Genomic DNA, 19,670 nt, shown 5'->3' on the forward strand with positions numbered 1-19,670 from the left:
AAAAAAAAAAAAAAACTACATATTGTCTTTATAGATAATATTAAAATGCAAGAAATGAATTTGTATTATCGTCAAAAAGATTATCCTACTGATGTTTTGACTTTTACCAACGATGCTAATGACGATTCTTTAGGGGATATTATCATTTCTTTACCCAAAGCTTTTGAACAGGCGGATAAATTAAACCACAGTCATCAAAGAGAAATCAGTTTTTTAGCTGTGCACGGATATTTACATTTAAAAGGTTATGAAGACGAAACAGAAGAAGGATTGTTGGAAATGATCGAAATACAAAATAAAATTTTAAAAGAGCATAATTTAGATATATAGTTGTTTAAATAAATAATATCAATTTTGAAGGGGAAAAAATTAGTGTTTAAATCAGGTTTTATTACTATGATAGGCAATACTAATGTAGGTAAATCTACATTATTAAATTCTTTGATAAAACAAAAAATTTCTATTACCAGTTCTAAATCGCAAACTACTCGTAATAAAATTATGGGTATCATTAATGACCCTCATTATCAATTAATTTTTGTAGACACTCCGGGAATACATAAAGAAAAATATTTATTAAATAACAATATGAATTCTGTAGCAATGCAAAGTATTAAAGATGTGGATATTGTTTTATTCGTAGTTGATCGCGAATGTACATCCAAAGAAGAAAAAATTCTACAAACTATTCAACAACATAATAAAAAAGTGATTTTAGTAATTAATAAAATAGACGAAATTAAGCAAAAAATTTTCATCGATAAAATTATTTTTAGTTATTTAGAAAAATTTCCTTTCAAACACATTGTTCCTCTATCTGCTATGACGCAACAAAACGTAGATATTTTGCAAGATAAAATTTTATCTTTAACAGAAGAAGGTCCACTTTATTTCGATAACACCATGGTTACTAACGTGAAAGAAAAAGAAATGATTTCAGAATTAGTCAGAGAAAAAATACTTTATCACGTGCACGAAGAAGTTCCTCATGCATGCGCTGTCGCAGTAGAAGATATGCGCCAGATGGAAGAATATCCTTCAATGTTGGAAATTTCGGTTTTAATTTTAGTAGAAAAACCTAGCCAAAAGAAAATTTTAATCGGCGCTAAAGGCGAAAAAATAAAAAGAATCGGTACAGAAGCTAGAAAAGATATCAACAGTACTTTAAACAAAAGAATTCATCTTAACATCTGGATTAAAGTGGAAAAAAATTGGCGCAATAGAACGAATTTATTAAAACAATTAGGATATATGCATTAAATACGATAATAATAAATATATTATTTATGACAAAAATAGCAAAGGATAAAAACATGTTATCTTTAAAAGAAATAATTATTTTTGCTAAACAAAATGGTTTTGTTTTTTCAGGTAGTGAAATTTATGGCGGTTTATCGAATAGTTTTGATTACGGCCCTTTAGGAACTTTATTAAAACAAAACATTAAACAAGCTTGGAAAAAGAAATTTTTTCAAGAAAGAAATGATAATGTTTTATTGGATAGTTCTATTATAATGAACTCCCAAATTTGGGAAGCCTCCGGACATTTAAAAATGTTTATCGATCCTTTAACCGAAAACAAAGAAACTAATAAACGTTATAGAGCTGATAAATTAATTCAAAGTCACGATCCTTCTTTTGATGTCAGTGCCTTAACTTTTGAAGAAATGACGCAATATTTAATTGAGAATGAAGTTTTAGAAACCAAAAATTGGGCCCCTGTTAAAAAATTCAATATGTTGTTTCAAACACATCAAGGGGTTGTCATAGAGGAAAATAAGCCTTTATATTTAAGACCAGAAACTTGTCAAGGAATTTTTGTTAATTTTAAAAATATTTTAAATTCTACTAGGAAAAAATTACCTTTTGGAGTGGGTCAAATCGGCAAATCTTTCCGTAATGAAATTACACCAGGTAATTTTATTTTTAGAACTTGTGAATTTGAACAAATGGAATTAGAATTCTTTTGCCAACCCAAAAAAGATCAAAAATGGTTTGCTTATTGGAAAGAATATTCTTATAATTTCTTATTAGAATTAGGGATTAAAGAAGAAAATTTAGAACTAAAAGATCATAAAGAAACTGAATTAAGCCATTATTCTAACGCTACTTCTGATATTTTATTCCGTTTCCCTTGGGGTTTTGATGAATTATGGGGAATAGCATCAAGAACTGATTTTGATTTGAAAAATCATCAAAAATATTCTAAAAAAGATTTACAATATTTTGATGAAAATACCAAAGAAAAATACTTTCCTTTTGTGATTGAACCTTCTTTAGGGGTCGAAAGGTTATTTTTAGCTCTTTTAGCTGACAGTTTAGAAACAGAGCAATTAAAAGAGGAAGCTTCACGAACAGTGTTAAAAATTCATCCTTTTTTAGCGCCTTATAAAATAGCTATTTTACCTTTGATGAAAAAAATTCATCGTCATAAAGCGAAAGAATTGCAAAAAACACTATCTAATTATTTCGAATTAACTTATGATGAAAACCAAAGTATTGGTAAAAGATATAGAAGACAAGATTCTATAGGAACTCCTTTTTGTTGTACGGTAGATGATCAAACTTTAGAAGATAATACTGTAACAATTAGAGATAGAGACACTATGAAACAACATAGAATGCCTATTGAAAAAATCCGCGATTATATAGAAAATAAATTATTGTTTTAAGAATTGTAAAGTGGTGAAAAAAAGTGATTTTATGGATAAAATAAAGGAATCTTTCGTTGTACAAATCAATGAAAAAATACCCATTTATGAATTAGTTCTTAAATCAGGTGTGGTCTTAAAAAAACAAGGAAAAAACTTTATGGGTTTATGTCCTTTTCATCAAGAAAAAACACCTTCTTTTTCTGTTTCTAAAGAAAAAAATATTGCCTTTTGCATGTCTTGTAGTAAAGGCGGTAAACCAGTTACTTATTGGCGTCAATTGAAAAATATTTCTACTGAAAAAGCGGTAGAAGAATTATGTGAACAATTTCATATTGATTTGCCGAAAAAAAAGAAAAATAATAAAGATGTTTTATACGATGTATTAAATTCTGCGCAACAATATTTTCATGATTCACTTTTATACATTATCGAAAACATTAAAGATCACCCTTTAGAAGGTTATTTATTTCAAGAAAGAAAACTGACTTTAGAATTGATTAAAGAATTTGGTTTAGGTTATGCTTACGATGATTTTAACTCTCTGAAAGATTATTTATTAGAGAAAGACTTCTCTGCCAAAACTTTATTGAAATTAGGTTTAATTAAACAAAGATCTAACAACGAAGAAGAATATTATAATTTTTTCGTAGACCGTTTGATTTTCCCTTTGACTGATGAAAAAGGTAATATTGTTGGTTTTTCAGGACGTTTGATTAAAGAAAAAGAAAAATATCCTAAATATTTATTTAATTCAGAAAATACTTTATTTAAAAAAAGTAATCTTTTATATCGTTTATACCAACATCAAGAAGACATTCGAGCTAAGAACGAAATTATTCTAACTGAAGGTGTTTTTGATGTCATAGCTTTTTACAAAAAAGGGATTAAAAACGTAGTAGCCACTTTAGGAACTAGTTTTACGGAACAACACGCTAAATTACTTCAATCCAGAAGTCAAAATTGTTTAATTATTTATGATAGCGATAATGCGGGCAAAGAAGCGGCTCTGAAAATATCGACTTTACTAATTAAACGTAATTTTAAAATTAAAATAGTGACTTTGCCTGATAATCTAGATCCAGACCAATACATTTTACAAAAAAACATAATCAATCTTTCTTCTTTAAAAGAAAAAGCGAAAGATTTTGTCTTTTATAATGTAGAAGAATGGAAAGAACAGAACCAAAGTGATGATGAAATAGAGTCTAAAACCGTTGCCTTATTGAAGTATTATGATCTAGAAACTAAAAGATATTACGCGAAAGAATTGTATAAAACATATCAAATTTCCTTAAATTTAGCTAAACAAACTTACGATAAAGAAAACAATTTATTCAACGATAAAAAAGGTTATCAACTCTTAAGTCAAATCGCCAACGGTTCAGATAAATTCATTCATATTAAAAAAATGAACAAAAAACAATATAACGAAACTGACAAACACATCATTATTGAAATTTTGTTAAGTGATAAGTTTTTGCCATTAATTTACGAAAAAAGCGTTATTATTTTTTTACATAATTCGGTGTTGATTGATATTGTTGCCAAAATCAAAGAATATTATGAAAAACATTTGCCTGAAGAAAACATTCACGTCAATCGACATGTGGATTTAGACAGATTTGCCCTTCTTTATGAAGATTTTTTTCAAGAAAGAAAAGCAAAATTCGATTTTGATCTTTTCAAAGAAGATATTGAAAATAGTTTTTTATTTAAACAGAAAAAAAACCTACCACATTTAGAAGATGTGAAAAAACTTTTATCGAAGAAAATACAATTAGATGATTTTGCCAACATAGAAGAAGAAATCGCTTCTTTAGAAAAAGACTTAACTCAAATGATAAACAACGAAGAAGATATCCGCCAGATAGAAGAAAAAGGGCAAAAATTAATCCAAAAAAAGTTAGAACTTCACAAAGTAAGAGAAAAGTTAGCTAAATTATAAAAACCAATTAAAAAAGACTAAAATCAAAGTCATCTTATCATTATCGTACTAAAATTGTATAAAATAAAATTAATGGGTGAAAAATATGAATTTAAGACAAACGATAAAACAGACATTTAAAAAACATAATTCCAAACTAGCCAAAGATACGACTATAAGTTCTATTAATGTTGCGTTGAAAAAAAAGTTAAGATGGGTTAACAGTTTTAATAAAAATATGGTTCCTTTTAACGAAGAAATTATCAAATTTTTAATCGCTCAAGATAAAAAAATTAAAAAAGAAAATGTTAAAAAACTAAAAGAACAAAAATTGAAAAAAAATAATTTATCTTTTGAAGATGATGAAAGTAAAGAAGATTACCAAGAAGAATTGAATTTAGAAAAAATTTCTAATTCAATTAAAGTTGACGATCCTGTCAGAATGTATTTGAAAGAAATCGGTCAAATACCTTTATTAACGCATGAAGAAGAAAGAGAAAATTCGAAAATGGTTTACGAAGGTATTAGAGCGCGTAAACAAATGATTAAATACAAAAAAAAAGAAATAACTCTAACTTCAGAACAAATTCACAAAAACCATGAATTAATCAAAAAAGGTTTATTAGGTAAAAGCAAATTAGTAGAAGCGAATTATCGTTTAGTAGTTTCTATCGCTAAACGTTATATCGGGAGAAAAATATTATTCTTAGATTTAATTCAAGAAGGTAATATGGGGTTAATGAGAGCGGTAGACAAGTTCGATTATAGAAAAGGTTTTAAATTTTCTACTTACGCTACTTGGTGGATTAGACAAGCGATCACCAGAGCAGTAGCCGACCAAGCAAGAACAATTAGAATTCCAGTTCATATTATCGAAACAATGAATAAAATTTCTCGTTGTAGAGGCAAGTTAACGCAAGATTTATCCAGAAAAGTAGACAATCACGAAATAGCTAAAGAAATGAATATTAAAACTAAACAAATCACTGATATTCAGATGATTGAAAAAGAAACTATTTCTTTAGAAACTTCAGTCCGAGAAGAAGATGATTCTTCTTTAGGTGATTTCATTAGTGACGCTAACGCTGTGTCTCCCCACGAATATATGTTGCAGGAAACTTTAAAAAATACTTTAGATGAAACTTTAGAAGAGGCTTTAACCGTAAGAGAACAACAAGTTGTAAAAATGAGATACGGGTTGTTAGATGATCGTATTTACACTTTAGAAGAAGTCGGCGCTATTTTTGGTGTTACCCGCGAAAGAATACGTCAAATCGAAGCGAAAGCTTTAAGGCGCCTAAGATCGCCTTCAAGACAAAATAAATTGAAAATGTTATACAAAAATATTAACAAAAAATGATGAAAAGAATTGATTTTATCGCTTCTTTGCTTCAAGGTTATCATAAGGTTGCAGATATTGGAACAGACCATGGTTTAGTGTTAAAAAAAGCTTTTGAACAAGGTTATATTCAAAAAGCGATTGCTTCTGATATCAATCCTCAACCGTTAGAAAAAGCACGGGAAAATTTAGAAAATTATCCTGTGGAATTTTATTTAAGCGACGGATTTGAAAATATCCCTTCCTCTTTTGATTTGGCTTTAATTGCCGGTATGGGTCCTTATACTATTATCCATATTTTAGAAAAAACTTCTCATATCGGAAAACCTTTCATCTTAGGTTGTCAAGGGAAAATCCATCTTTTAGTCGAATGGTTAAAAAGAAACCATTATACAATTCAAAACCATTATATTGTTCACGATAAATTTAATTATATGTTTTTAAAAGTCATCCGAAATAAATGAAATTTAATAAAAATGAATATTTTTTTATTTTGGATGGTAAAAAAACATTATTTCAAGTATAATAATAGTTGTTTAAAACGTTTGAGTAGCTCAGCAGGATAGAGCAACGGCCTTCTAAGCCGTGGGTCAGGGGTTCGAATCCCTTCTCAAACGCCATTGTAAAAAAAAGACGAATTAAGAAAAAAATTTGTAAAAAATTAAATAAATATTTTATTATCAAATAAAGCATTTTGGTAAGAAAGTGTTTTATTTGATAATAAAAAAAGGAGATGAAAAAAATGGCTGTTCCCTTTAGAAGAACTGGTAAGACTGCAAAAAGAAAAAGACGTACACATTATAAATTAAACAAACCGACTTTAGCAGTATGTCCGGAAACTAATAATTTTACTTTACCACATCGTGTTACTCTTAATAGTGGTTATTACAAAGGAAAATTAATTTTGTCAAAGAAAAAAAAAGATAATTAACAATATCCTATTTGCCCAAAAAGATATTAATTATCTTTTTTATTTATAAAATTATTTTATGGGAAAATATTTAACAAATTAAAGGAAAATAAACAAATGAAAAAAATGACTTCTTCTGAAATTAGAAAAATGTGGTTAAATTTTTTTGTAGAAAAGGATCATTACCAAGAAAAATCGGCTTCTTTATTGCCGCAATCTGATCCTACTTTATTGTGGGTGAATGCTGGGGTAACTCCTTTGAAAAAATATTTTGACGGTTCAGAAAAAGTTCGTTTTCAAAACATTGTTAATGTCCAAAAATGCTTAAGAACTAATGATATAGAAAATATTGGTAAAACTTCTCGCCATAACAGTTTTTTTGAAATGTTAGGTAATTTCTCTATCGGTGGTTATTTCAAAGAAGAAGCGATTGATTTAGCTTATGAATTGTTATTATCCGAACGTTTTTTCGCTTTACCAAAAGAAAAATTATATATTACTTATTTCCATCAAGACTTAGATACATATCATTTTTGGTTAAAAAAAGGGATAGATGAAAATCATTTAATTTCTTTGAAAACGAATTATTGGGAAATCGGCGAAGGTCCTTGTGGTCCTTGTACAGAAATCTTTTTTGATCGCGGACCTGAATATGATCCAAGAGGTCCTGAATTAATTAAAAACGATATTGAAAACGATCGTTTTATTGAAATTTGGAATATTGTTTTTTCCCAATACAATTCTGTTCCTGAAACAAAACGTGAGAATTATAAAGAATTACCACAAAAAAATATAGATACTGGAGCAGGATTAGAACGTTTCGCTTGTATTTTTCAAGATAAAAAAACTAATTTTGAAACTGATTTATTCTATCCTATTATTGCCAAAATTGAAGAAATAAGCGGTTTTAAATATCAAGAGGACGAAACCTTTAGAATTATCTCAGACCACGTTAAAACATTAGTTTTTAGCATTGGAGATGGTGTTGTTTTAGCCAACGACGGAAGAGGCTATGTTCTAAAAAGACTTTTAAGAAGAGCTTTTCAAAAAGGTAAAAAAATAGGGTTAAATCAACCTTTCTTATATCGATTAGTGCCGACTGTAGCTGATATGATGCAAGAATTTTATCCTGATTTAAAAGATAAAAAAACAGTTATTGCTCAAATGATCAAAAAAGAAGAAGAAAAATTTTTGTACACTTTAAAAGAGGGCGAAGTCAAAATTTTAGAATTGACTGAAGATAATAAAATATCTGATGAAAATGTTTTCAAACTTTATGATACTTATGGTTTGCCTAAAGAGGTTGTTTTAGAATTTGCCGAACAAAGAAATATTGAAGTAGATTCAGATCAATTTGATGTTTTCTTACAAAAACATAAGAAATTATCTCAAAAAAACCAAAATAAAGATTTTAAAAACGGGATGAAAGAACAAAATACGGATTATTTAAACTTTACCGCTCCAAGCGAATTTGTGGGTTATGAAGTTTTAGAAGCCAAAACAAAAGTTCTTAAAGTGTTTAAAGAAGGTATTGTTTTAGAAAAAACTCCTTTTTATCCTTGCATGGGCGGTCAATCTTGCGATGAAGGAACTATTAACAACGTGCCCGTTACTAAAGTTACAAAATTGCCGAATGGTCAGATAATACATCAAATCGATAATGTCTTTCACGAAGGACAAAAGGTAGTAGCTATCGTAGATCCAGATAATAGACGCAAAACTTCTTTAAATCATACAGCAACTCACCTTTTAAATGATTCTTTAAGAAAGGTTTTTGGAAAACATATTAAACAACAAGGTTCCTCTTTGAACGATAAGGTTTTAAGGTATGATTTTAACCATTATAAACTCTTGTCTTCTGATGATTTGATGCAATTAGAAAAACAAGTTAATGACTGGATTTCTCAAAAATACCCCGTTATAACAGAAGTGATGCCTTTTGTAGAGGCGCAGAAAAAAGATGCTAATTTTTTAGCAGATAAAGATTATTCTGATACAGTAAGAGTAGTTAAAATCCACGATTTTTCTCTTCAATTATGTGGCGGAACGCACGCGAAAAACACTATGGAACTAAAAAGATTCGCCATTTTATCGTACAGTTCTATTGGTTCTGGTATTTACAGAATTGAAGCCACTTCCGAGGATAACCTTAAAAACGCTATAGAACAGAAAATTAGTCCTTTTAACAAAGAAGAACAACAAATTTTGCATAAAATAGAGCAAGATCAAAAAGTAGTTAATGCAGAAATTATTCCTAAAATTATGATCAATTATAATAGTTATGAAGATATTCAAAACTATAAATCTTACGTTCAAGCTTTAAAACAACAACAGATCGCTATCCAAAAAGAAGTGGTCAAAAAACAAACTGAACTAATTTTGCGAAAAGCGGATCAATTTATTCCTGATAAAATTGAAAAACAAATGTTAATTATGATTCACGATGAAACCAATATAGAACCCAATATTTTAAAAACTTTATTAGAACATTTATTTGACAAATTACAAAATGATTTTTTAATTTTATGCCAAAAACAAAACGATGGTTTTGTTTTATTAGCAAAAAGTAAAACCGTTCATGCGGGACAATTTGTAAACGTCATTAACAAAATCATTAACGGCAAAGGTGGCGGAAATAAAACTTTTGCTCGTTCTTTCAGTTCAGATGTAACGAAAATAAACGAATTAGAAAAGGGATGGAAGGCTTTTTTGTGAACAATAACAATTCTTTTTTAGGTTTAGATTTAGGTGAAAAAACATTAGGAATTGCTCTTTCTGAATCTGGTATTATCGCGAATAATTTAAAAACTATTAATTTTACTCAACATAAATATGAAGAATTAATAACGCCTTTAAAAGAAATGATAGAACAATTCAATATTAAAACGATTATTTTAGGAAATCCTAAACATATGAATAATGATGTCGGCATTAAAGCAAAAATAAGTATGGAATTTCAAGAGAAACTACAAAATAATTTTCCTTTGGTGGAAGTTATTTTGTGGGACGAACGTTTATCTACCGTACAAGCTTTTCAAGCTATAAATAGCAGCAGAGGTCCTAAAGTTTCCAAACACAAACAAAAGAAAAATAAAAAATTAAAAGACGAAATAGCGGCGATGATTATTTTACAAAATTTTTTAAATTTCCGTTCTAACCAATTATTGGAAAAACAGCAATTAGAATAAAAAGCCGAAAAAGAAAAATAAAAAAAGATAAAGTTTTTTATTATCAAATAAAAAAAAGTTAATTTATTTAAATATGACAAGTATGAAAAACGAACTAAAAGAAAAATCTTTACAAGAAATTAAAACATATGCTATTTTGCATAAAATCCCTATTATACATGATGAAACCAAATTATTTTTAGAAAAAATGATAACTGAGAATGATTTTAGGGATATTTTAGAAATAGGAACAGCGATTGGTTATAGTTCTTTATCTATGAGTAATGAGAAAAATAATATTCAAACCATTGAAAGGGAATATCCCAACGTCCAATTGGCGAAGGAATTTTTAAAAAATATTTCTCATGAAATTGAATTTATTTGGTCAGAAGCGTTTTTTTATCAACCGCAAAAAAAATATGATTTTATTTTTATCGATGCTTCTAAGGTTCAATATGAAAAGTTATTTAAGAAATACCAATTTTTTTTAAAGGATAATGGCGTTATTGTATGTGATAATTTGAATTTTCATAATTTAAATGTCAACACTATTTCTAGAAGTACGAAAAGAATTATCACTAAATTAAACAGTTTTAAAATTTTTTTAACAGAAAATAGGGAATTTAAAACTATTTTTAAAGATATTGGCGATGGATTAAGTATTTCTTGGAAAAAAAATTTTTCACCTAAAATAATTTAATTTTGAAATTAAAATTATTATCAAATAAAGGAAATCAAATGAATAAAAAAAGTTATACTTTAACTCAATCAGGAGTTGATAAATTAAACGAAGAATTAAATCACCTTAAAAACGTTAAAAGAAACGAAAACTTATTAGCTTTAAAAGAAGCGAGAGAACAAGGGGATTTAAGTGAAAATGCTGATTATAGTGCAGCTAGAAACGAACAAGCTGTCATAGAAACCAGAATTTTAGAAATTCAAAATATTTTAAAAAATGTTAATATTATTAGTACTTCTGTTAAAAACAAAGACATCAATATTGGGAATAAAGTGCATTTAAGATTTTTAGAAACTATGGAAGAAAAAAACCTACATTTAGTAGGAATTTTAGAAGCAGATCCTTTTGTTGATAAAATTTCTATTGAATCTCCTATTGGTCAAAGTATTAAAGGTTGCAAAATAGGCGATCAAGTAGTGGTTAAAACTGAAACTGGCAAAAACTTTACAGTAGAAATTCTAAAAATAGAATAGATAAAATGAAAAAAGCGAATAAATATTTGCCTGAATTTTATTATGATTCTTTTTTAGATATCCCTTATGAATATTTGGTGAAAAAAGGCATTAAAGCGTTGTTTTTTGATTTAGACAACACTTTATTAGAAAACAACCAAAAAGCTTTAAGTGAAGAAAATAAACAATTTTTACAACAAATTCAATCCTTATTTAAAATAGTGATTCTTTCGAATGCTTCTAAAAAAAGATTGAAAACTGTTTTAAAAAGCGATTTTGATTATATTCCGCTTACTTTTTTTCATAAAAAACCTTCTTCATGGGGTTTTTTAAAAGCTTTGGAAAAATTTAACGTTTCAGCAGAAGAAACAGTTATGATTGGCGATCAATTAAGAACGGATATTTTAGGAGCTAATAAAATGAAGATTACTTCTATTTTATTAAAACCAATTAATAGAAACAACGAATCATTAGTTTCTCGTTTAAGCCGTTATTTTATCGAAAGGCCTTACATCAAAAAAATCAAAAAAAATAATCCTAAAATTTATCAACAAAAATTTAAAAATTTTGTTGAATTAGAAAAATGATTGTGATTTATGTTAATAGAAAATATTTTAAAAAAAATAAATGAAAAATTTAAAAATGATGCTCCTAGATTGAACCATATTTTAGGAGTTTATAGGAAAGCTATGGAATTGTCTCGTTTTCATAAAGTAGACATCTTGCAAGCGCAAATAGCTGCTTTATTTCATGATTATACTAAAAACGATTCTTTAGAATTCCATGTCTCCGTTTTAGATAAAAAAATCATTAATAAATATAAACAATCTACTTTCATGTATCACGCTTTTAGTGCTCCTGTAGTGTTAGAAAAAGAGTTTAAAATTAGTGATAAAAAAATTTTAAACGCTATTAGAAAGCATGTTTGGGGTCATAAGACGATGAATAAGCTGGATAAAATTATTTTATTAAGTGATAAATTAGAAAATAATCGTGATTTTCAGCAAGTTAATTATTTTAGAAAATTGGCTTTTGAAGATTTAGATCAAGCGGTTTATCAACTTTTAAAATTTAATTTTGCATATTATCAATCTAAAGGTTTTAAACATTCTGAAGAACAATTGGCCATTTTGGCTTCTTTAGAAAAGAAATTGAAAAAATAATGGTGTTGAATAATGTTACAAATTATTTCAGGAAAATACAAAGGTTTTAGATTAGTTTTAGTTCCTTCGGAAAAAACCAAAAGTACTTCTCATTTAGTTCGAAAAGCTTTATTTGATACAATTGGGGCAGAAATAGAAGGTCAAACGGTGCTAGATTTATTCTCTGGTTCAGGAGTTTATGGTTTTGAAGCCTTAAGTAGAAAAGCTAAAACGATCTATATGGTGGATAATTTATTGACCGCTTATAAAACAATTAAAAAAAACTGCCAAAAATTGCAACTAAAGAATGATGAAGTTCATATTTTTTATGGCGATGCTTTTAGAATGTTGAAAAAATTTATCAAAGAAGAGTTAATCTTTGGTTTAATCATTTTAGATCCTCCGTATTTTTCTGATTATTTTGAGCTTTTATTCAACGCTTTAAGTCCCTTAACTAATCAAAATAGTTTAGTGATTTACGAAACCAATCACAAGATGAATTTGCCGTCCAAAATAAACAATTTTCATTTAATTAAAAGTAAAAAATATGGTAGCAAGAAGTTAAATTATTACCGCAAAGTTTTCTTTGCTTTATCATGAAAATTTATTTATGTTTTAAATTATAATAAAATTGAATGATTTTATTTTATAAATTTATTGTATAAAAAGGAGAATTATATCGTATGAATTGGATCGGAACCTGTTTGTTTTTATTAGGATTAATTTTAGGAATTGTTGTAGGAGCTTTTTTTATGTTCCGTTGGTTCAAAAAATATTTAGAAAAAAATCCTCCTATTACGGAAAGACAAATTAAAGAAATGTTTAAACAAATGGGAAGAACCCCAGGAGAGAAACAAATTAAACAAATCATGTCTTCTTTCAAAAAAAAATAAAAGGAGGTTTTATTTAATGAACCGAAGTTATTTAGTTTGTTTTGCAATCATTTTCATCGTGGTGGGAGTTCTTTTTTTCATGAACTTTCTTTACGAAAGAAAAGTTAAAATGAAAATGAAAAAATATTTATTGAATTGTTCAAATATAGAAAAAGAAGTCTTAAAAAGTTTTTTACAAAATAAAAATAAAGAATTTCCGTTAACTAAAAATTCTTCTATTACTTTTAATTTAGTGAAATTAAATATTTTAAGAAAAATAAAAGACGATAATACAAACCCTCTACACTCTTTTTACGCTATCAATATAGAAATATTTAATTTAGTGAACAAAGATAAAACTTTAAGAGAGATATATTTATTCACCAATCATCACCTTTAAAAAAAGGAAATATAATTCTTTTATCGTTGAAAAATTACAAAGGAATGGAACAAAATGAGTCAATTAAAATTAATCGCTTATCATGAAGAAAGATTAAACGATATAGGAATCGTTAAAAACGGTTTGAAAACTAAATTAGATTCAGCTTTAACTAATGCTAATGATAATTACAGCGATCCAAGAGAATTAATGAGTTTATCTTTATTAGTGTGTTTTTATAAAACTACTAAAAAATATCTTTCTTTGGAAAAACCGCATTTATCAGACATTAAAATAAAAGTGTTGGCTATCACTTCTAAAGACGAACAAGGTTTTTATTTCAAATTAGAACTGATTATGGGCATTAAAGAATCCTCTGTACAAGAAACAGCTGAAATCATGGATACAGTTCATACTAAATGTCCTGTTTCTAGAATGTTAAATGATTATCCTCATTTAATCTTAAGTGCTGTTTTATACGAAGACATCACTTAAAAAAATTTGCAAAATTAAAATGAAATTGGCCTAAATTTAATAAGATTTTTTAGGTTTTTAAAACATGTTTTAATATAAGATAAAAAAATTATATCATTTGAAAAATTGATTATTGTTTGTAAAAGAAAGATGGATTTTAATATGGAGAATTTAAACAATAAAAAAGAAAGAAAAGTAGTTAAAGTTGGTAGTCCGATACAAGCAGTTATTAATACCTTAAATAAAGCTAAAGAAATATATTACGATAAAGGTATAGATTTAGAAGTATTCAAAACTAGTTGGACTGAAGAAAATATAGATATTTTAAAAAATAAAAAAATTGATGGTTTGATTTACACTAATATTCACGTTTTTAAAGCGACTAATGATTTTTTAATTAAAAACAAACAAGAACCTTTTGTTTTTATTCAACCTTTTTATCATTCTAAATACGGTTTATACGCTAATAAAAAAAGTAAAAAACAATTATTAAGTTTAGAAGAAGTTAAAAAACATAAAAATTTAAAAGTCTTATTAGCTGTGGCTTTTTCTTTCATTGAACCTTGTGATACTTCCCGTTCTCTTTTAGTGTTGAGAAATAACGGATTAATAGATATTCCTGAAGAAGTTTTAAAAGAAAAAAGATTAAATATTAATTTTTCTGATATCACCAATCCTTATAATTTAGAATTTACTAAAACTTCTCAAATTCCTTTTAAATTTGCTGAAAATCCTGATGAATATGATTTAATGGCTAATTGGCCTGCTTTTATGAATAGCAATCCTGATTTTATCAGAATCGGCTCTAATATCACAGGCGAAAATGAACCAACTAACGAAATAGTAGAATCATACGCTATTGGTTTGATTTCTAGACAAGATAACCAAAATAGTGAAGAGATCAAAATACTAAAACAAATTCTACAAGATCCCGAAGTTAAAGCTTTTCATGTGAATCAAACTCATAACGGAATGAAAAATTATGTTATGATTGAAAAACCTGAAGAATTAAAAGATAGACTAATTAAAAATTGGTTATAAACTGTATAACCATCAAGAAAAATAATAAATAAAAAGATTAAAAGGATACGATTATGATGAATAAATTAGATGGCAATCACAACGATAATAAGCCTAAAAAAACTATTAAAATAGCTACTAATTTTCCTTCTTCTTTAAATACTTTACAAAGTACTAAACATTTGATTGAAGATGGCTACATTTTAGAAGTTATTTCTGAAGCAGAATTAAAAGAAAAATATCAAATTACTTGTAATGATGCTCTTAAAGAAGGTCTTGTAGATGTGAGCATTTCTAATAATTACCACACTATGAACTCTTATAACGATTTTGCAGCAACTGATGAAGAAACTAAATTAACGATGGTGCAACCTTTTTTTCACCCTCGTTACGGTCTATACGTTCATCAAAAAAACCCTTTAAAGCTTCAATCAGTAGAAGATGTTAAAAAACATAAAAACTTAAGATTATTATTTGCTCCTTTTAATGATTTATTCGCAGCACCATGTGATTTTTCACGTTCTCTTTTGTTGTTAAATAATTTAAAATTAGTTAAAATTGATGAAGAAGTGATCAAAGCTAAAGGTTATAATTTGAACTTAGACGATATAGAAAATATTTATGATTTGGATTTTGTTAAAACTAATAATTTATTTAAAGTAGTGGAATTATTCACCGATCCTACTAAATACGATTTATCTATCAACTGTCCTGGTTTTATGAGAAAAAATACTGATTTCAAAAGAATCGGTACTGTAAGCCCTGAAGAACAAGAAAATAATATCGTTTTCTCTTCTTACGCTATTATTTTAGCTTCTAGAAAAAACAACCAAGATGATGAAAAAGTCCAAGCGGTTAAAAGATTTTTAAAACACGAACAAGTGCAAAAAACTATGTTTGAAGCTGGCGGGCCAGGCAAAGATTACGTTATGGTGCAAAACCCTGATAAATTAAAAGCAGACATATTGGCTAATTTCGAAAAATAATTATCCATAACTATTTGGTACAAAAAAACAAAAAAATGACATCATCGCGGGTGATATTTTTTTTAAAAAAGGAGTTTAATAGCCACTTATGAAAGATAATTCTTTTCGTTCCCATTTTCCTATTTTTAAAAACAATCCTAAATTAGTTTATTTTGATTCCGCTTCTACTTCTTTAAAACCACAAACAGTGATAGATGCTATGTCAGATTTTTATAATGATAATGGTATGAATTTTAGATCTTTCGGTGCTTTATCTGTGCAAAACAATCGTTTAATGGACGAAACAAGAGAAAAAACGGCTCAATTCATCAACGCAGAACCTGAAGAAGTTATCTTTACCAAAGGGACGACTGAATCTTTAAATATGTTAGCACAAATTCTTTCACAAAACATCCAACCAGGAGACGAAATTATTACTTCAGAATTAGAACATAATTCATCCGTTTTACCTTGGGTTAAAGTGGCAGAAGATAAACAAGCTAAATTAGTTTTCATTCCTTTGAGTGACCAAAACAAAATCACTGTTGAGAACTTTAAAAATGTTTTAACTGATAAAACTAAAATAGTAGTTTTAACCCATATGTCTAATGTTTTAGGTTATGAAACTCCTATTAAAGAAATCGCTAAAATTGCTCATCAAAAAGAAGTGTTAGTGATTTTAGATGCTGCTCAATCTGTAGCTCATCAACGTTTAGATATGAAAGATTTAGATGTTGATTTTATGGCTTTTTCGGCTCATAAAATTTATGGACCTTTTGGTGTAGGCGTCCTTTATGGTAAAAAAGTACATTTAGAAAAAATGAAACCTTCTTTTTTAGGCGGCGGTACTGTTCAAGAAGTCTTTAAAGATCGTTATGTTTTAAGAGATACTCCTTATAAATTTGAATCAGGAACCCCTAATATAGGCTCAATTATCGCTTTTAAAAAAAGTTTAGAATTTATCGAATCTATTGGAATAGACAAGATTCATCAACATAATAAAAAAATAGTTGCTAAAATTAAAGAAGAATTTAAAAAAATCCCACAAATTAGGGTTTTGAACGAAGGGGCTGATAATTTAGTACTTTTTGTTTTTGACAAAATTCACGCTCATGATGTGGAAAATTCTTTAGCTAAACATAATATCTATCTTAGAACAGGTCTGCATTGTGCTAATTTAGTTTCTAAAAAATTAAACCAAATAAGCACTATTAGAGTGTCTGTTGGATTGCACAATACCGAAGAAGATATAGCTTTTTTAATTACTCATTTAAAAAAAATAAAAGATTTTTTCGTTTAATTTAAAAATCAAAGGAATTAACCAATGTGTGTAATGAACGAATTACAAAAAAAATTAATAATTCAACATTCTAGTTATCCCCAAAATCATGGTTTAGTTCAAGATGATAGTTATTTACATATTCGTTATCAAAATAACTCTTGTGGTGATGCTATAGATTTACAAATCAAAATAGTAGATGGTGTTATCTTTGATATTAAACACGATACTCAAGCTTGCGCAGTATGTTGCGCATCAGCTAGTTTAATGTCAGTACATTTGAAAAAGAAAACTATTTCCGAAACACTCAATAAAGTGAATCATTTTTTAGGAATGGTGAAAGATAAAAACTACGATGAAACGCAAATAGATCCTGACTTGAAAGTGTTTAACTTATTGAAACAACCTTCCAGTAGAGTTTTATGCATCAGCCTCCCTTGGGAAGCTATACAAAAAAATATCGAAAAAAACCATTCTTCCTTAAAATAATATACCAAAAAAGCCTTTTTAAAAATTAAAAAGGCTTTTTTGGTATATAGGGATTAATTTATTATAGTAACGATTTATTCGGTTAATTGGTAATCAATAATTTGGCCATCAGAAGAAACTGTTTTTAATAAAAAATCCGTTAGAGGGTCGTATTCATAATCGATGGTTATTCCGTTGGGCAAAACTTCTTTGATTAAATAGTCTTTTATAGGATCGAACTCTTTAATATGACCATTAGGAAAAATAATTTTAACCAATTTATTTGTTTCTGGGTCATAACCGAAAATAGTTTTTTTAACGGTTTCATCTGAAGCAATTTCTCTTATGATAAGGTCTTTTTCTACATCCATTTCGATGATAGTTTTATCCGGCAAACAAATTTTAATTAATTTATGACTATCGGGATCAAAATCTAGTATTGATTGTAAAACATTTCCATTTGGGAAAGTATGTTTCAATAAAAAACCCTTTTCTGGATCATATTCTTTAATAGATTTATCAGGTAAAAACTCTTTGATAAGAATGTTATTATCAATATTATATTCTTTGATCGTTCCGTCTGATAAAATTTCTTTTTGTAAATGGTTTTTATACAAACTAAACTCTTTAACTTCGCCATTCGGGTAAATAATTTTTTTTATTCTTTTAGTGTTAATATCATATTCTGTAATAATTTTATCTTCTGAAGAAACTTCTTTCACACTATTATCTTCGTATATTCTGATGTTTCCGTTCGGCAATATTTCTTGATTTAAAATATTACGGTATTCTTTAACAACGCCTTTGGGTGTGATTTCTTTTAATAAATGTCCATTAATAACGTCATATTCTCTTGTCCATCCTGTAGGAAAAATAACCTCCATTATATCCCCTTTTAATTTTTTAATAGTTTTATCAGGGGAAATTTCTTGTTGAAACTGATTATCTTCCGTGTTAAATTCGGTGATGGTTCCATCAGAAAGTAAAATTTTTTCTATTTTACCGGTCTTAAGTTCATATTGGAAAGTTTTGAAATCGTTAACCATAATCCTTAATAAAGACTGCGTTTCTGGATCATATTCGTAATAAATTTTAACTTTATTGGGTAAAATTTCTTTAATAACTTGTTGTTGATCGTTATATTTTTTAATATAACCGTTAGAGAATTTTTCTTGAATTAAATGACCTGTGATAGGGTCATATTCTTTAACATTTCCTTCGGCGAAAATGGTTTTACTTAAATAATTGCCTGTTATAGGATCGTATTCATTTATTTCGCTATCAATATACATATTTTGATTAGACTCTTTAGTATTGTCATAATATTCCTTTATATTATCTGCTGATAAAGAATTGTCTATATATGGTTGATGAAGTTTATAAAAGACAATTAAAAACGCAATAACAAACAATAATGATAAAATAGGGATTAAAAAAAATTTAGTCAAAGCATAACTATTATTGTTATTATCTTGTGGCGCTTGCAAATATTTCCTCTTCTGTGTAAAATTTTAATCATTTGAAATTATTGGGTTTATCTTTGTTCAAATAAGAATTGAGAAAGTCAAAAAAATAAAAAATATCATTAAATACACTTTTATTATACAATAAAAAAACTATTCTCGTTCTGATATCCATCAATAATTTAATAGTTCGAAAGGACAAGAAAATTGTTTCTTGCTTTCTAATGATCAATATTTCATTGGGATGTGTTTTTATCATTTTTATTTTCTTTTCGGTCTTGTTTATTTTTATTCGATTGAATATGAAAAGTTTTTTTCACAAACTTGCAAGGGATTGTGAAAAAAAACAATTTTAAAATATAGAACAAAACAAAAACATCTCGTGCTATACTAGAAGATAAGGTTAAAAAATAAAAATGCCAA

At 27.4% G+C, this 19,670-nt stretch carries 23 protein-coding genes and 1 tRNA gene; 22 read left to right on the plus strand and 2 right to left on the minus strand.

Annotated elements, in window-relative coordinates; all coding sequences use genetic code 11:
• The 22 genes from ybeY to RI01_RS01205 all read left to right on the plus strand — a co-directional run.
• A partial coding sequence (gene ybeY / locus RI01_RS01100; RefSeq protein ID WP_017192820.1) for an rRNA maturation RNase YbeY occupies positions 1-330 on the plus strand: 330 nt, incomplete at its 5' end.
• A 42-nt stretch (positions 331-372) separates the two neighbouring features.
• Positions 373-1,260: a GTPase Era gene (gene era / locus RI01_RS01105; protein ID WP_017192821.1), complete on the plus strand. Its 888-nt coding sequence runs from the start codon at positions 373-375 to the stop codon at positions 1,258-1,260.
• Between the two features lie 53 nt (positions 1,261-1,313).
• On the plus strand, positions 1,314-2,672 hold the full coding sequence (locus tag RI01_RS01110; RefSeq protein ID WP_017192822.1) for a glycine--tRNA ligase: 1,359 nt from the start codon (positions 1,314-1,316) through the stop codon (positions 2,670-2,672).
• Positions 2,673-2,703: 31 nt separating this feature from the next.
• A complete protein-coding gene (dnaG, locus tag RI01_RS01115) occupies positions 2,704-4,599 on the plus strand; it encodes a DNA primase (RefSeq protein WP_017192823.1) in 1,896 nt (631 codons plus the stop codon).
• A gap of 85 nt (positions 4,600-4,684) precedes the next feature.
• Positions 4,685-5,938: a sigma-70 family RNA polymerase sigma factor gene (locus RI01_RS01120; RefSeq protein WP_017192824.1), complete on the plus strand. Its 1,254-nt coding sequence runs from the start codon at positions 4,685-4,687 to the stop codon at positions 5,936-5,938.
• Positions 5,935-6,381 carry a class I SAM-dependent methyltransferase gene (locus RI01_RS01125; RefSeq protein WP_017192825.1) on the plus strand — a complete coding sequence of 149 codons (447 nt, stop codon included), beginning with the start codon at positions 5,935-5,937 and terminating at the stop codon, positions 6,379-6,381. The genes RI01_RS01120 and RI01_RS01125 overlap by 4 nt, the downstream gene beginning before the upstream one ends.
• Positions 6,382-6,460: 79 nt before the next feature.
• Positions 6,461-6,537, plus strand: a tRNA-Arg gene (locus RI01_RS01130).
• Between the two features lie 122 nt (positions 6,538-6,659).
• Entirely contained in the window at positions 6,660-6,848 is a 189-nt protein-coding gene (gene rpmF / locus RI01_RS01135) for a 50S ribosomal protein L32 (protein ID WP_017192826.1), read from the plus strand.
• 96 nt (positions 6,849-6,944) lie between these two features.
• On the plus strand, positions 6,945-9,542 hold the full coding sequence (gene alaS / locus RI01_RS01140; protein ID WP_017192827.1) for an alanine--tRNA ligase: 2,598 nt from the start codon (positions 6,945-6,947) through the stop codon (positions 9,540-9,542).
• The gene (gene ruvX, locus RI01_RS01145; protein ID WP_017192828.1) at positions 9,524-10,015 is read left to right on the plus strand and encodes a Holliday junction resolvase RuvX; all 492 of its coding nucleotides are present in this window, start codon (positions 9,524-9,526) and stop codon (positions 10,013-10,015) included. Before alaS ends, ruvX begins: the two co-directional genes overlap by 19 nt.
• Before the next feature lie 73 nt (positions 10,016-10,088).
• Positions 10,089-10,694 (plus strand): O-methyltransferase, encoded by a 606-nt coding sequence (locus tag RI01_RS01150; protein ID WP_017192829.1) that lies wholly within the window; start codon positions 10,089-10,091, stop codon positions 10,692-10,694.
• A gap of 38 nt (positions 10,695-10,732) precedes the next feature.
• Positions 10,733-11,206: a transcription elongation factor GreA gene (gene greA / locus RI01_RS01155; protein WP_017192830.1), complete on the plus strand. Its 474-nt coding sequence runs from the start codon at positions 10,733-10,735 to the stop codon at positions 11,204-11,206.
• 5 nt (positions 11,207-11,211) lie between these two features.
• Positions 11,212-11,772: a YqeG family HAD IIIA-type phosphatase gene (locus RI01_RS01160; RefSeq protein WP_017192831.1), complete on the plus strand. Its 561-nt coding sequence runs from the start codon at positions 11,212-11,214 to the stop codon at positions 11,770-11,772.
• Positions 11,773-11,781: 9 nt separating this feature from the next.
• Positions 11,782-12,348 carry a bis(5'-nucleosyl)-tetraphosphatase (symmetrical) YqeK gene (gene yqeK, locus RI01_RS01165; protein WP_017192832.1) on the plus strand — a complete coding sequence of 189 codons (567 nt, stop codon included), beginning with the start codon at positions 11,782-11,784 and terminating at the stop codon, positions 12,346-12,348.
• A 12-nt stretch (positions 12,349-12,360) separates the two neighbouring features.
• A complete protein-coding gene (gene rsmD / locus RI01_RS01170; RefSeq protein WP_017192833.1) occupies positions 12,361-12,927 on the plus strand; it encodes a 16S rRNA (guanine(966)-N(2))-methyltransferase RsmD in 567 nt (188 codons plus the stop codon).
• 83 nt (positions 12,928-13,010) lie between these two features.
• Positions 13,011-13,220 (plus strand): YneF family protein, encoded by a 210-nt coding sequence (locus tag RI01_RS01175; protein WP_017191468.1) that lies wholly within the window; start codon positions 13,011-13,013, stop codon positions 13,218-13,220.
• Between the two features lie 16 nt (positions 13,221-13,236).
• Positions 13,237-13,599, plus strand: a complete 363-nt coding sequence (locus tag RI01_RS01180; protein ID WP_017192834.1) for a super-infection exclusion protein B — start codon at positions 13,237-13,239, stop codon at positions 13,597-13,599.
• A gap of 54 nt (positions 13,600-13,653) precedes the next feature.
• The gene (locus tag RI01_RS01185; protein WP_017192835.1) at positions 13,654-14,073 is read left to right on the plus strand and encodes an OsmC family protein; all 420 of its coding nucleotides are present in this window, start codon (positions 13,654-13,656) and stop codon (positions 14,071-14,073) included.
• A 141-nt stretch (positions 14,074-14,214) separates the two neighbouring features.
• Positions 14,215-15,093, plus strand: coding sequence for a MetQ/NlpA family ABC transporter substrate-binding protein (locus RI01_RS01190; RefSeq protein WP_017192836.1), 879 nt, complete (start codon positions 14,215-14,217; stop codon positions 15,091-15,093).
• Between the two features lie 56 nt (positions 15,094-15,149).
• On the plus strand, positions 15,150-16,058 hold the full coding sequence (locus tag RI01_RS01195; RefSeq protein ID WP_017192837.1) for a MetQ/NlpA family ABC transporter substrate-binding protein: 909 nt from the start codon (positions 15,150-15,152) through the stop codon (positions 16,056-16,058).
• Positions 16,059-16,146: 88 nt separating this feature from the next.
• Entirely contained in the window at positions 16,147-17,337 is a 1,191-nt protein-coding gene (locus RI01_RS01200; RefSeq protein ID WP_017192838.1) for an aminotransferase class V-fold PLP-dependent enzyme, read from the plus strand.
• Positions 17,338-17,361: 24 nt separating this feature from the next.
• Positions 17,362-17,805, plus strand: coding sequence for an iron-sulfur cluster assembly scaffold protein (locus RI01_RS01205; protein WP_235728175.1), 444 nt, complete (start codon positions 17,362-17,364; stop codon positions 17,803-17,805).
• Between the two features lie 74 nt (positions 17,806-17,879).
• On the opposite strand, the gene RI01_RS01210 is transcribed toward RI01_RS01205, so the two are convergent.
• Positions 17,880-19,271, minus strand: a complete 1,392-nt coding sequence (locus tag RI01_RS01210; RefSeq protein ID WP_017192840.1) for a hypothetical protein — start codon at positions 19,269-19,271, stop codon at positions 17,880-17,882.
• 212 nt (positions 19,272-19,483) lie between these two features.
• The coding region (locus RI01_RS03820) for a hypothetical protein (RefSeq protein WP_026052439.1) at positions 19,484-19,670 on the minus strand (187 nt) is incomplete at its 5' end.

It is taken from the genome of Italian clover phyllody phytoplasma str. MA1 (assembly GCF_000300695.1).
In the GTDB taxonomy this organism is placed as follows: domain Bacteria; phylum Bacillota_I; class Bacilli_A; order Acholeplasmatales; family Acholeplasmataceae; genus Phytoplasma.

What these genes read in the sequence shown, in the direction of transcription:
- RI01_RS01110 (WP_017192822.1), top strand. Translation starts at nt 1,314, where the DNA reads ATGTTATCTTTAAAAGAAATAATTATTTTTGCTAAACAAAATGGTTTT.
- dnaG (WP_017192823.1), top strand. Translation starts at nt 2,704, where the DNA reads ATGGATAAAATAAAGGAATCTTTCGTTGTACAAATCAATGAAAAAATA.
- RI01_RS01120 (WP_017192824.1), top strand. Translation starts at nt 4,685, where the DNA reads ATGAATTTAAGACAAACGATAAAACAGACATTTAAAAAACATAATTCC.
- RI01_RS01125 (WP_017192825.1), top strand. Translation starts at nt 5,935, where the DNA reads ATGATGAAAAGAATTGATTTTATCGCTTCTTTGCTTCAAGGTTATCAT.
- rpmF (WP_017192826.1), top strand. Translation starts at nt 6,660, where the DNA reads ATGGCTGTTCCCTTTAGAAGAACTGGTAAGACTGCAAAAAGAAAAAGA.
- alaS (WP_017192827.1), top strand. Translation starts at nt 6,945, where the DNA reads ATGAAAAAAATGACTTCTTCTGAAATTAGAAAAATGTGGTTAAATTTT.
- ruvX (WP_017192828.1), top strand. Translation starts at nt 9,524, where the DNA reads ATGGAAGGCTTTTTTGTGAACAATAACAATTCTTTTTTAGGTTTAGAT.
- RI01_RS01150 (WP_017192829.1), top strand. Translation starts at nt 10,089, where the DNA reads ATGACAAGTATGAAAAACGAACTAAAAGAAAAATCTTTACAAGAAATT.
- greA (WP_017192830.1), top strand. Translation starts at nt 10,733, where the DNA reads ATGAATAAAAAAAGTTATACTTTAACTCAATCAGGAGTTGATAAATTA.
- RI01_RS01160 (WP_017192831.1), top strand. Translation starts at nt 11,212, where the DNA reads ATGAAAAAAGCGAATAAATATTTGCCTGAATTTTATTATGATTCTTTT.
- yqeK (WP_017192832.1), top strand. Translation starts at nt 11,782, where the DNA reads ATGTTAATAGAAAATATTTTAAAAAAAATAAATGAAAAATTTAAAAAT.
- rsmD (WP_017192833.1), top strand. Translation starts at nt 12,361, where the DNA reads ATGTTACAAATTATTTCAGGAAAATACAAAGGTTTTAGATTAGTTTTA.
- RI01_RS01175 (WP_017191468.1), top strand. Translation starts at nt 13,011, where the DNA reads ATGAATTGGATCGGAACCTGTTTGTTTTTATTAGGATTAATTTTAGGA.
- RI01_RS01180 (WP_017192834.1), top strand. Translation starts at nt 13,237, where the DNA reads ATGAACCGAAGTTATTTAGTTTGTTTTGCAATCATTTTCATCGTGGTG.
- RI01_RS01185 (WP_017192835.1), top strand. Translation starts at nt 13,654, where the DNA reads ATGAGTCAATTAAAATTAATCGCTTATCATGAAGAAAGATTAAACGAT.
- RI01_RS01190 (WP_017192836.1), top strand. Translation starts at nt 14,215, where the DNA reads ATGGAGAATTTAAACAATAAAAAAGAAAGAAAAGTAGTTAAAGTTGGT.
- RI01_RS01195 (WP_017192837.1), top strand. Translation starts at nt 15,150, where the DNA reads ATGAATAAATTAGATGGCAATCACAACGATAATAAGCCTAAAAAAACT.
- RI01_RS01200 (WP_017192838.1), top strand. Translation starts at nt 16,147, where the DNA reads ATGAAAGATAATTCTTTTCGTTCCCATTTTCCTATTTTTAAAAACAAT.
- RI01_RS01205 (WP_235728175.1), top strand. Translation starts at nt 17,362, where the DNA reads ATGTGTGTAATGAACGAATTACAAAAAAAATTAATAATTCAACATTCT.